Here is an 11,568-nt window from a genome sequence, read left to right as displayed (position 1 = left end):
TCCCCATCGACGACGAGACGGGACCGGATGCCGGTCACCCGGCATCCGATCCCGTCGTCGTGGTCGCGGCTTAGGGGCGGTGCAGCTCGAGCGGCATGGTGGACGTGTCGATGAGCGGGTCGTCGTCCTGGCGCGCCACCAGGGCCTTCGCCTCGCCGGGAGTCTCGACCGTGGGGACCGAGCCGAGCAGCGGCCGCTTGGCCGTCTCGGGCATCGCGATGAGGGCGACCAGACCCATGGCGGCGAAGAACATGATGTAGAACGCCGGCATGAGGGTGTTGCCCGTCCAGTCGATCAGCGCCTGGCTGAACAGCGGGGTCGTGCCGCCGAACAGCGAGACCGACACGTTGTAGGCGATCGCCATCGCCCCGAAGCGCGAGGCGGTGGGAAAGAGCGCGGGAAGAGTGGATGCCGCGATGCTCGCGTAGAACGCCACGGGTACCGCCGCGAGGACGAGGGCGATCATCACGGCCCACAGCTCGCCGATCTGCATGATGAGGAAGGCAGGCACGAGCAGCACGAGAGCGGAGCCGGCCGCCATGACGTAGATGGGCTTGCGGCCGACCTTGTCGCTCAGTCGTCCGAAGATCGGGAGCATGGCGGACATCAACAGCAGGACGGGGACGGTGGCGACCGCCGACCCGACGTTCGAGATGCCGACCTCTTTCTCGAGGTACACCGGCATGTAGCTGGTGAGCGCGTAACCGGCGGTGTTGGTCGCGGCGACCAGGGCGATCGCGATGAGCAGCGGCTTCCAGTGATGGCGCACGATGCCGGTGAGACCCTGTCGCGACATCGGGTCGTCCTTGTCGATCTCGTTCTGGGCCTCGGCCGCGTGCGTCTGCTCGAACGAGGGGGTCTCGGGGATCTTGAGCCGGAACCAGATCGCGACGATACCGAGGGGCACCGCGAGAAGGAACGGGATGCGCCAGCCGTACTCGGTCATCGCGTCGGGGCCCGAGACGCTCGTGACGACCGCCGTGGTGATGGCCACGGCGCCGGCGCCCGCGGCGAAGCCGACGTAGGAGCCCACGTCGAGCCACGACGACCAGAAGCCGCGGCGCTTGTCGGGGGAGAACTCCGACACATAGGTGGTCGCACCGGCGTACTCGCCGCCGGTGGAGAAGCCTTGGACCATCTTCAGCAGGTACAGCGGGACGATGGCCCAGAGTCCGATCTGAGCGGAGGTCGGCAGGATGCCGATGAGGGCGGTGGCCGTGGCCATCATCGCCATCGTGAGGAAGAGCACCTTCTGTCGGCCGATGCGGTCGCCGAGCGGGCCGAGGACGAAGCCGCCGAAGGGGCGGACGAGGAAGGAGATGGCGAATCCGAGGAGGGTGACCAGCAGACCCCACGGGTCGGGCAGATCGGAGGCGAAGACGGCGGTGAGCGTCACGGCGAGGTATCCGTAGATACCGAAGTCGAACCACTCCATGAAGTTGCCGACGACGGTGCCGCCGATGGCGGTGCGCACGCGCTTCTTGTCGACGACGATGACGTCGTCGACCTCGAGCCGGGGGGCTTCCGATGTCGAGGGGGGTTTCTCGTTCATCCTTCTACCGTTACCCGCATCAGTCCTTCGTTTCCAGTCCGGCCGGTGCGTGGGGGCGGTGTGATAGCCAGGCGGGAGTGCTGCCACGTCAAGCCCCCGAGGATGTCGGGGGTCCGGCGTACCGTGACGGGCATGCCCGAGCTCTCCGCCCCCACCGGTCGCGAACCGGCGCTCATCGCCCAGCCCCGCCCCGACGGATCGGCGCCGCGCGCGCTGGTGCTCGGAGCCACCGGTTACCTGGGGGGAAGGCTCGTGCCGCGGCTGCTGTCGGCCGGCTACCGGGTGCGCGTCCTCGCGCGCGATGCGCGCCGGGTCGAGGCCTTCCCCTGGGGTGACGACGTCGAGACCGCCACCGGCGACGCGACCGACGCCGATGCCGTCCGCGCCGCGGTCGAGGGCGTCGACGTGCTCTACTACCTGATTCACTCGATGGGCAGCGGCCGGGATTTCGAGGCGACCGATCGCGTGGCGGCCCAGACCGTCGCCGACGCCGCCTCGGCGGCATCCGTCTCGCGCATCGTCTACCTCGGCGGCCTGCACCCCGACGACGCCACCCTGTCGGCGCACCTGCGCTCGCGCGTGGAAGTGGGCGAGATCCTGCTGCACAGCGGCGTGCCCACCCTGGTCTTGCAGGCCGGTGTCGTGATCGGCTCGGGCTCGGCGTCGTTCGAGATGGTTCGCCACCTCACCGATGTGCTGCCGTACATGCCCGCGCCCAAATGGGTGCGCAACCACATCCAGCCGATCGCCGTGCGCGACGTGTTGCACTACCTGCTGGGGGCGGCGCGTGTGGCCCCGAACGTCAACCGCGCCGTCGACATCGGCGGGCCCGACGTGCTGCGCTACGGGCAGATGATGAACGGCTACGCGATGGAGGCCGGGCTGCCGCAGCGCGCGATCGCCCCGCTGCCGGTGCTCACCCCGCGCCTCGCCTCGCACTGGGTGAACCTCGTCACCCCGATTCCCCGGGCCATCGCCCGGCCGCTCGTGGAGTCGTTGCAGAACGACTGCGTGGTCAAGGACCGCGCGATCGACGATCTGGTCCCGCGACCCGAGGGCGGCCTGCTGCCCTACCGCGAGGCCGTGCGCCGGGCCCTGGGCCGCGTGAACGATGACGCGATCGAGACGAGCTGGCAGGACTCCGAGGTCTCGGGCGCCCCGAGCGACCCCCTGCCGAGCGACCCCGAGTGGTCGGGACGATTGGTCTACACCGACGTGCGCTCGATGACCACGAAGGCGAGTTCGGCGCAGCTATGGTCGGTGATCGAGGGGATCGGCGGAGAGAACGGCTGGTACTCCTCGCCGGTGCTCTGGGCGATCCGCGGTTGGATGGACCGACTTGTCGGCGGGGTGGGCCTGGCCCGCGGTCGTCGGAGCCGGTCAGTGGTGACGGTGGGCGACGCCCTCGACTTCTGGCGCGTCGAGGCGATCGAGCCCGGCCATCTGCTGCGCCTGCGCGCCGAGATGAAGGTGCCGGGCGGGGCGTGGCTCGAGCTGCGGGCGACGCCCGACGGCGAGGGGGCGCGCTTCGACCAGCGGGCGCTGTTCTTTCCCACGGGCCTCGCCGGCCGTCTGTACTGGCTCGCGGTGCTGCCCTTCCACGGACTGATCTTCAGCGGCATGGCCCGACGCATCACCGCCGCGGCCGAGCACGTGCAGCGCGACGATCTCGAGCCGAAGTCGAAGGCGGGCCGTATCGCGCCCGAGATCGCCGAGGTCGAGACGACCGCCGCGCCCTCGTCCGAGGACGTCCCCTCGGCTCGGGCGACAGCCCGCCGCCCCGGCGGCCGCAGCGCCTAGGCTGATCGGCGTGCCCCATGTCGCCCGCGTCCTGACCGTCTCCGATCGCTCGGCCGCGGGCCTGCGAGAGGACCGCGGGGGTCCGCTCGCCGTCGCGCTGTTGCGCGAGGCGGGCTTCGTCTGCGCCGACCCGGTGGTCGTGCCCGACGGTGCCGACAGCGTCGAGCGGGGGCTGCGCGACCTCGTCGCCGACGGCGCGGGGCTCGTCGTCACCACCGGAGGCACCGGGATCGCCCCCACCGACCGCACACCCGAGGGCACCGCCCGTGTCCTCGACCGCGAGCTGCCCGGCATCGCCGAGGAGCTGCGGCGTCGGGGCCTCGCCGACACCCCCATGGCGGTGATCTCTCGAGGGCTCGCGGGGATCGTCGACCCCGGCACGCTCGTCGTCAACCTTCCCGGGTCGACGAGGGCCGTGGCATCCGGGATTGCCGTCGTCGCACAGCTGGCCCCGCACATCCTCGACCAGCTCTCCGGAGGAGACCACGCATGAGCGCTGTCCGCATCGCCCGCTTGTCCGAGACCCCGCTCGACCTCGACGAGCACCTGGACGCCGTCGAGGAGTCGTCGTCGGGGGCCGTGACGACCTTCGTCGGACGCGTGCGCGACATCGACCCCGACGCCTCGGGCGCGGTCGTGGCGCTCGAGTACAGCGCGCACCCTGACGCCGAGCAGACCCTGCACCGCATCGCCGGGACCGCGGCGGCGGGAACCGATGCGATCGTCGCCGTCAGCCACCGCGTCGGCCGTTTGGGCGTCGGAGAGGCCGCGGTCGTGATCGCCGTGGCATCCGGTCACCGCGCCGAGGCGTTCGAGGTCTGCCGCGCCGTGATCGAGACCATCAAGACCGACCTGCCCGTGTGGAAGCGTCAGGTCGAGGCCGACGGCACGACGGAGTGGAAGGGCCTCGGGGGCTGACGGCTTCTCACGCCCGCAACGGTTTCGGATGACCGGGGCGCATCCGGAGACCGCAGCGAGGGTGCGCCCGGATCCCATGCACGGATCCGCATCCGGTGGGCGGCGCGCGCCCCGGGCTCAGCCGCCCCGGGCTCAGCCGCCCGCGAAGGGCGGGAGCACGTCGACGTATGTGACGCCGTCGAGGGGGACGTCGTCGTCGTGGCGCGTGCCGTCGACGAGCACGGCGCAGCGATCCAGGATGCCGCCGAGCGCGGGGTGGTCGGCGACGACGGCCGCGCGCAGTGCGGCGAGGGTCGGTTCGGTGCGATCCTCGGCATCGGTTCCCGCCGCCTCCGCCGCCGCGGCGAAGTAGCGCACGCGCACGCTCACGCGGGTTCTCCCTCGGCGGCGGCGTCTTCGCCCGGGCGCAGCCAGTCGCCGGACTTGCCGCCGGTCTTCGACACGATGCGCACGTTCTCGATGAAGGTGCCCTTGTCCATGCCCTTCACCATGTCGACGACGGCGAGAGCGGCGACCGACACGCTCGTCAGCGCCTCCATCTCCACGCCCGTGCGGTCGGCGGTGCCGACGGTCGCCTCGATCTCGACGCCCTCGTCGGTGATCTCGAGGTCGACCGAGGCGCGGTGTACGCCGATGACGTGCGCGAGGGGGAGGAGCGCGGGGGTGGACTTCGCGGCCTGGATGCCGGCGATCCGCGCCACGGCCAGCACATCGCCCTTGGGGGCGGTGCCGTCGCGGAGGGCGGCGACCACCTCGGGCGCGCAGCGCACGAAGCCGCGCGCGGTCGCGGTGCGGACGGTGGGCTGCTTGAGCGTGACGTCGACCATGCGGGCGTGGCCCGCGGCATCCAGGTGGGTGAAGGTCATGGAATCAGCATGACATCGAGCGGGTCGCCCACCGACACGGTGGACACCTCGGCGGGAACGATCGCGAAGGCCTCGGCGCGGGCGAGGGAGGCGGCCAGGTGCGAGCCGGAGCCGCCCGCGGTGGCGGGGCGGACGGTGCCCTCGACGAGGTCGATCGCCGCCGGAAGGTACTGGCGTCGGCCGGGGGGCGTCGTCCAGCTCTCGGATGCCGTGAGTCGAGCCAGGCGTCGATCGATGACCGTGCGCCCCTGCAGTGCCAGCAGCGCGGGGCGCACGAGCACCTCGAACGACACCGCGACACTCACGGGGTTGCCGGGGAGACCGAAGACGAGGCGGCCGTCGTCGAGGACCCCGAAAGCCTGCGGCTTGCCCGGCTGCATGGCGATCTTGTCGAAGGAGATGCGGTCGGACAGGGCCTGGCGCACGGGTTCGTAGGCCCCCGCGCTCACACCGCCCGTGAAGACGACGACGTCGGCGTCGTGGGCCTGCTCGAGGAGGGCGTGGATCGCGCCGGCTTCGTCTCGAAGCGAGGCGATGACCGTCACCTCGGCGTCGGCGTCCGCGATGAGAGCCGCCAGAAGGGTCGAATTCGAGTCGGGGGTCTGCCCGCGCCCCGGCACGGTGCCGGGGGCGACCAGCTCGCTGCCGGTGGAGACGACCGCCACGCGCGGGCGGCGGCGCACGACGAGCTCGGCCACGCCGGCCGCGGCGGCAGCGGACAGGGCCCAGGCCCCCAGTCGCTCGCCGGCCGCGAGGACGACGTCGCCGGCACGGGTGTCCCCGCCCCGACGTCGGATGAACGCCCCCGCGGCGGCGGGGGCGTGGAGCACCTCGACGACACCGAGCGAGTCTTCGAGACCACCCGCGGTGTCCTCGAAAGGGACGACCGCGTCGGCCGCGGCGGGAATGGGCGCGCCCGTCATGATGCGCACCGCCTCGCCCGGGCCGAAGGACGGGTCGGCCGAAGAACCGGCCGGCAGATCGGCGACCACGCGCAGGGACGCCGGGGTGCCGGCATCCGCCCCCTCGACGTCGGCGAGGCGCACCGCGAAGCCGTCCATCGACGAGTTGTCGAAACCGGGGAGGTCGTGCGCGGCGCGCACGGGCTCGGCGAGCGTGCGACCGCTCGCGTCGGAGAGGACGACGGTCTCGGCGGGCAGGGCCGAGACGGCGGCGAGCACGCGGGCGCGGTGCTCCTCGACGGTGAGCAGCGGGGTCATCGGGGCCTCCGGGGTCAGGGTGAGACGGCAGGGCGTGCCGCCGGGACGAGCGGGATCACGTCGTGCCGGGCGCGCAGGGCGTCGATCACGACGAGCCGGCCGAGCAGGGGGTCGCCGGCGCCGGTGACGAGTTTGATCGCCTCGGTGGCGAGCATGCCGCCGACCTGCACGCACAGCGACCCCAGCACACCCACCTGCGCGCACGTCGGGGGCTCGCCGGCGGAGCCCGCGGGGAACAGATCGCCCAGGACGACCGGGGCGTAGCCCTCGGGCGGGGCCGACCAGAACACCGTGAGCTGCGCCGCCCACTCCTGCACGGCTCCCCAGACGAGGGGGATGCCGAGCTCTTCGGTCGCGGCGGCGACGGCCTCGCGGGTGTCGAAGGTGTCGCTCCCATCGATCACGAGGTGGGCGCCCGCGAAGAGTTCGCGTGCATTGTCGGCGGTGAGTCGCACGTGTCTCTCGTGGACGAGGGTGAGAGGAGAGAGATCGTGCACGGCGCGCGTCGCGGAGGCGGTCTTGGCGGTGCCGATGTCGTCGACGCGGTGCATCAGCTGGCGTTGCAGGTTCGTGCGCTCGACGGTGTCGTCGTCGATCACGACGAGCTCTCCGACACCGGCGGCCGCGAGCGACAACAGCACGGGAGAGCCGAGGCCCCCGGCCCCGACCACGGCGATGCGCGCGGCGGCGAGGCGACGCTGCCCTTCTTCGCCGATGCCGGCGAGGACGGCGTGACGGGCGGTCCGGATGAGTTCTTCGGGGGCGAGGGAGGCCACCGGCTCGACGAGCGGTCTCATCCGCCGATCGCGCTCATCGTGCGCTCGGGCTGGACGAAGTCGGCACGCGCCAATCCCACGCGGTCGGAGCCGTGAGCGCGGGGCTTGGCCCACATGGCATCCCGCCAGACCTGCGCGATCCCCTCGTCGTCGGCACCCGACCGCAGGGTCGAGAGCAGATCGGTCTCTTCGTGCGAGAACAGGCACGAGCGCACCTTGCCGTCGGCGGTCACGCGCGTGCGCGTGCACGCCGAACAGAACGGCTCGGTGACCGAGGAGATGATGCCGACGTGACCGGCCACCGCGGTCTCGCCGGGGCGGCGCACCTCCCACCGCTCGGCGGGGGCCGCGCCCCGCCCGCGGGGATCGGGGGCGAGCGAGAACGCCGTCTCGATCTCGGTGCGGATGTCGTGCGCCGAGATGACGTTCGTCGCCGTCCACGAGCGGTCCCCGTCGAGGGGCATGTCTTCGATGAAGCGCATCTCGAAGCCGTTCGACACGGCCCAGTCGACCAGCGGAACGATCTCGGTGTCGTTGATGCCGCGCAGCAGCACCGCGTTGATCTTGATGGGCCCCAGACCCGCCGCGCGGGCGGCCTGCAGACCCGCGAGCACCTTGTCGAGGTGCGGGCGACGGGTGAGCTCGGCGAAGGTCTCGGGGTGCAGCGTGTCGAGCGAGACGTTCACGCGGGTCAGTCCCGCGTCTTTCAGCGCCTGGGCCCGACGGTCGAGGCCGACGGCGTTGGTGGTCATCGAGATGGGGAGGTCGGGGTTGTCCTCACGGATGCCGGCGATGATGAACTCGAGGTCTTTGCGCACGAGGGGCTCGCCCCCGGTGAGGCGCAGTTCTTCGGCGCCCAGCGACTGCACCGCCACGCGGACGATGCGGCGGATCTCGTCGGTGCTCATCAGCTGCGCCTGCGGGAGCCACGGCATCCCGTCGGCCGGCATGCAGTACGTGCAGCGGAGGTTGCACTTGTCGATGACCGAGACGCGCAGGTCTGTCGCGACGCGACCGAACCGGTCGAGCAGGCCTCCCTCGCGGGGAGCTGCGGCCCCGCTCTCGCGGATCGCGCCGAGAGTGCTCGGGGCGCCGGTGTCGCGCAGAACCGTGGCGCCGAGGGGTACCGCGACCGGTCCCGGGGCGGCGACGTCGTGCGCAGCTTCCATGGGTCGAGCCTAGGTCAGCGCAGACGGGGGTGGGGCGGTGGCGCCTCCGGGGCGGGACCGCGGGGGTACGGTCGGGGGATGCCGAACACCTATCGCATCGCGCAGGCTGCGCGTCTTCTCGGAGTCAGCGACGACACCGTGCGCCGGTGGATCGATCAAGGGGTGCTGCCGACGACCGGGACCTCTCCGACCGAGATCCCCGGAGCAGCCCTCGCGGAGCGGGCCGTGGCGCTCGCCGACGAGCCCGACGACCCGACGGGTATCGCCTCGAGCGCGCGCAACCGCTTCGTCGGGATCGTCACGCGCGTGCGCATCGACGGGGTGATGGCGCAGGTCGACCTGCAGTGCGGGCCGCACCGGGTCGTGTCGCTCATGTCGGCCGAGGCGGCCGAGGACCTCGCGCTCGAGCCCGGCTCCCTGGCGGTCGCGTCGGTGAAGGCGACGGTCGTCACGGTCGAGGCGCCGCGCGGTTGAGGCCGGCGGACTCCGCGGGCCGAACTCCGGAGATCCGGGGGTCGAGATAGCTCGGTGGGGCGATCGTGGGGCTCGAGAGCCGATTTCTCCGGAGTTCGGCGCACGGGTGCTCGGCGCAGGAATCCGTGGAAACGGGTCCAGCGCGTCCCCGGAGTCCGCAGATGCGGAATACTGAGGGCAGAGCGAGCCGTCGGCGTCGCCGAAAGGACTTCTCATGCGCCGCAGACTCCGCTTCTTCGCCGTTCTCGGTGCCGTCGCCGTGCTCGCCTCGGGCTGCGCGGGCGCGGTGACCGCCCCCGCGGCATCCGAGGACTCCCTCTCGGGGACCGTCGAGGTGTACGCCGCGGCCTCGCTGCAGCGCTCGTTCGACGAGATCGCCTCGGCGTTCGAGGCGGCCCACCCCGGAGTCACCGTCAACGCGGTCTACGACGGATCGAGCACCCTCGCGACGCAGATCGGCGAAGGCGCTCCGGCTGACGTCTTCGCCTCGGCCGACGAGAAGAACATGGCGAAGGTGAAGACGCAGGCCCCCGCCCCTCAGCTCTTCGCCGGCAACACGCTCGTGATCGCCGTGCCGAAGGGAAACCCGGGCGGCGTGGCCACCCTCGCGGACCTCGCCCGCGTCACGACGGTGCTGTGCGCCCCGGAGGTGCCGTGCGGCGCTGCCTCGGCGACCCTGCTGTCGAACGCGGGTGTGAGCGTGACCCCTGCCAGCTCCGAGCAGAACGTCACCGCGGTGCTGACCAAGGTCGCGGCGTCCGAAGCCGATGCGGGCCTCGTCTACGCCACCGACGTCAACGGTCGCGACGACGTCGAGACCATCGTTCCCGCCGGTGCCGACGCGGTCGTCAACCGGTACCCGATCGCCGCGCTGACCGATGCGCCGAACCCCGACGCCGCTGCGGCCTTCGTGGCGTTCGTCCTCGGCGAGGACGGGCAGCGCGTGCTCGCCGACGCCGGGTTCCGCGCCCCGTGAGAGAGACGGGCTACGTCCCCCGCTGGTTGATCGTTCCGGCGGTGGCCGGCTTGCTCTTCCTCCTCGTCCCGCTGACCGCACTCGTGTCGCGCGTGCAGTGGGCGACGCTGTGGAGCGACGTCACCTCCGAGGCCGCCCTCTCGGCTCTCGCTCTGTCGCTGATCACGGGGGCCGCGGCCACCGCGGTGTGCGCCGTCGTCGGCATCCCGCTCGCGCTGCTCATCGCGCGCAGCCCCGCCCGCACGGCAGCCGTGCTGCGGGCCCTGGTGACGGTGCCGCTCGTGCTGCCGCCGATGGTCGGCGGCGTCGCCCTGCTGTACCTGTTCGGGCGCAACGGCTGGTTCGGTTTCCTCGGACTGCCGTTCACCACCCCCGCCGTCGTGCTGGCGCAGGTGTTCGTCGCCCTGCCGTTCCTCGTGCTCGCGGTCGAGGGGGCGCTGCGCAGCACCGGCGTCGAGTTCGAGCGTGCCGCCGCTTCTCTCGGCGCGAGTCGGGCGACGATCCTGCGCCGCATCACGCTCCCGCTCGCGGCCCCCGGCATCGTCGCCGGGGTCGTGCTGTGCTTCGCCCGCGCGATCGGGGAGTTCGGGGCGACCGCGCTGTTCGCCGGCAACCGCCCGGGCGTGACGCAGACCATGCCGCTCGCGATCTACACGGCGTTCAACGGCGCGGGTGTCTCGCAGGGCACCGCGGTGGCGCTGTCTCTCCTGCTGTTGATCACCGCCGTCGCGGTGCTGCTGCTCGTGCGCGGATGGCGGCCGGGGGTGGGCAGATGACGATCCCGGATGCCGCGGAGCTCCGCGCCCGCATCGCCGTGCGCCGCCGAGACTTCGTCGTCGACATCGCGCTCGACGTCGCCCCGGGCGAGACGGTGGCCGTGATGGGGCGCAGCGGCGCGGGCAAGTCCACGCTGCTCGGGGCCCTCGCCGGGCTGACCCCGCTCGACGAGGGCGAGATCTCCGTCGACGGCCGGGTGCTCGATCGCGCACCGCGGCTGCGCACGGCCCCGATGGAGCGCGGGATCGTGCTGCTCGGTCAGGAGGCCCGGCTCTTCCCGCACCTCACCGCGCGCGAGAACGTCGCCTTCGGTCCGCGCTCGGCCGGGGTCCCGGCATCCGTCGCTCGCTCCCTCGCCGATGAATGGCTGGACCGCGTGGGGCTCCCGGGAACGGGTGATCGTCGCCCCGCGCGGTTGTCGGGCGGGGAGCAGCAGCGCGTGGCCGTGGCCCGGGCGCTGGCCGCCGAACCCCGGGTCGTGCTGCTGGACGAACCGCTCGTGGCCCTCGACGCGGTCACGGCTTCGGAGATCCGCGCGATGCTGCTCGAGCGTCTCGCGGGGGTGACCACCGTCGCCGTCACGCACGACGCGATCGATGCCGCCGCTCTCGCCGACCGGCTCGTCATCGTGGAGCGCGGACGGGTGACGCAGGAAGGGCCCGTGCGCGAGGTGCTCTCGGTCCCCGCCACCGACGTGGCGGCGCGGATCGCGGGACTCGAGCGCCTCGAGGGCGTGGCTCGGGGCGGCGCGTTCGTGCGCGGTCAGCTGCGGCTGGAGTCGACGGATGCCGCATCCCTCGCCCTCGCGCGGACCGAAGGTATGGCACTGGCCGCCGTCTTCCCCGCGTCGGCCGTGCGTCTCGGGGAGGGGACTCCGGCTCTCGTGTCGCACCTCGAGCCGACCCCGACCGGCGTCCGGGTGGTCACCGATCACGGAGCCGCGGAGGTCCCCCCGGCCGAGGTCGCGTCGATCCGACCCGGCGACACGGTGCTCGTGAGCATCGCTGCCGAGCGCGTCCGTTTCGCCGCCGCCTCCTGAT

The 11,568-nt window shown here is 72.5% G+C and carries 13 protein-coding genes; 7 read left to right on the top strand and 6 right to left on the bottom strand.

Annotation, left to right across the window (positions count from 1 at the left end):
* Window positions 1-70: 70 nt before the first annotated feature.
* The gene (locus tag QE416_RS01430; RefSeq protein ID WP_307312958.1) at window positions 71-1,552 is read right to left on the bottom strand and encodes an MFS transporter; all 1,482 of its coding nucleotides are present in this window, start codon (window positions 1,550-1,552) and stop codon (window positions 71-73) included.
* Between the two features lie 132 nt (window positions 1,553-1,684).
* Between QE416_RS01430 and QE416_RS01425 the strand changes: the two genes are divergently transcribed.
* From QE416_RS01425 to QE416_RS01415, 3 genes are read left to right on the top strand one after another with little or no spacing between them, the layout of a single operon-like run.
* Entirely contained in the window at window positions 1,685-3,352 is a 1,668-nt protein-coding gene (locus tag QE416_RS01425) for an SDR family oxidoreductase (RefSeq protein ID WP_307312957.1), read from the top strand.
* Between the two features lie 10 nt (window positions 3,353-3,362).
* Window positions 3,363-3,845, top strand: coding sequence for a molybdenum cofactor biosynthesis protein B (locus QE416_RS01420; RefSeq protein WP_210073379.1), 483 nt, complete (start codon window positions 3,363-3,365; stop codon window positions 3,843-3,845).
* The gene (locus QE416_RS01415) at window positions 3,842-4,270 is read left to right on the top strand and encodes a molybdenum cofactor biosynthesis protein MoaE (RefSeq protein WP_307312955.1); all 429 of its coding nucleotides are present in this window, start codon (window positions 3,842-3,844) and stop codon (window positions 4,268-4,270) included. The genes QE416_RS01420 and QE416_RS01415 overlap by 4 nt, the downstream gene beginning before the upstream one ends.
* 132 nt (window positions 4,271-4,402) lie before the next feature.
* On the opposite strand, the gene QE416_RS01410 is transcribed toward QE416_RS01415, so the two are convergent.
* The 5 genes from QE416_RS01410 to moaA are packed head-to-tail and all read right to left on the bottom strand — an operon-like array spanning window position 4,403 to window position 8,301.
* Window positions 4,403-4,639: a MoaD/ThiS family protein gene (locus tag QE416_RS01410; RefSeq protein ID WP_307312953.1), complete on the bottom strand. Its 237-nt coding sequence runs from the start codon at window positions 4,637-4,639 to the stop codon at window positions 4,403-4,405.
* A complete protein-coding gene (gene moaC, locus QE416_RS01405; RefSeq protein ID WP_307312951.1) occupies window positions 4,636-5,136 on the bottom strand; it encodes a cyclic pyranopterin monophosphate synthase MoaC in 501 nt (166 codons plus the stop codon). Before moaC ends, QE416_RS01410 begins: the two co-directional genes overlap by 4 nt.
* Window positions 5,133-6,356 carry a gephyrin-like molybdotransferase Glp gene (glp, locus tag QE416_RS01400; RefSeq protein ID WP_307312950.1) on the bottom strand — a complete coding sequence of 408 codons (1,224 nt, stop codon included), beginning with the start codon at window positions 6,354-6,356 and terminating at the stop codon, window positions 5,133-5,135. Before glp ends, moaC begins: the two co-directional genes overlap by 4 nt.
* A gap of 14 nt (window positions 6,357-6,370) precedes the next feature.
* Window positions 6,371-7,153 (bottom strand): HesA/MoeB/ThiF family protein, encoded by a 783-nt coding sequence (locus QE416_RS01395; RefSeq protein ID WP_307312949.1) that lies wholly within the window; start codon window positions 7,151-7,153, stop codon window positions 6,371-6,373.
* The gene (moaA, locus tag QE416_RS01390; protein ID WP_307312948.1) at window positions 7,150-8,301 is read right to left on the bottom strand and encodes a GTP 3',8-cyclase MoaA; all 1,152 of its coding nucleotides are present in this window, start codon (window positions 8,299-8,301) and stop codon (window positions 7,150-7,152) included. Before moaA ends, QE416_RS01395 begins: the two co-directional genes overlap by 4 nt.
* A gap of 78 nt (window positions 8,302-8,379) precedes the next feature.
* On the opposite strand from moaA, the gene QE416_RS01385 reads away from it, so the two are divergent.
* The 4 genes from QE416_RS01385 to QE416_RS01370 all read left to right on the top strand — a co-directional run bounded on the left by QE416_RS01385 (window position 8,380) and on the right by QE416_RS01370 (window position 11,567).
* A complete protein-coding gene (locus QE416_RS01385) occupies window positions 8,380-8,775 on the top strand; it encodes a molybdopterin-binding protein (RefSeq protein WP_267787843.1) in 396 nt (131 codons plus the stop codon).
* A 214-nt stretch (window positions 8,776-8,989) separates the two neighbouring features.
* Complete coding sequence (gene modA / locus QE416_RS01380; RefSeq protein ID WP_307312945.1) at window positions 8,990-9,751, top strand: molybdate ABC transporter substrate-binding protein; 762 nt, start codon at window positions 8,990-8,992, stop codon at window positions 9,749-9,751.
* A complete protein-coding gene (modB, locus tag QE416_RS01375; protein ID WP_307312944.1) occupies window positions 9,748-10,527 on the top strand; it encodes a molybdate ABC transporter permease subunit in 780 nt (259 codons plus the stop codon). The genes modA and modB overlap by 4 nt, the downstream gene beginning before the upstream one ends.
* Window positions 10,524-11,567, top strand: a complete 1,044-nt coding sequence (locus QE416_RS01370; RefSeq protein WP_307312943.1) for a sulfate/molybdate ABC transporter ATP-binding protein — start codon at window positions 10,524-10,526, stop codon at window positions 11,565-11,567. Before modB ends, QE416_RS01370 begins: the two co-directional genes overlap by 4 nt.
* Window position 11,568 lies beyond the last annotated feature (1 nt).

Source organism: Microbacterium sp. SORGH_AS_0421 (assembly GCF_030818635.1).
GTDB lineage: Bacteria > Actinomycetota > Actinomycetes > Actinomycetales > Microbacteriaceae > Microbacterium.
Note: the sequence above shows the minus strand (reverse complement) of the source record. Positions and strands in the feature narration are given on the sequence as shown.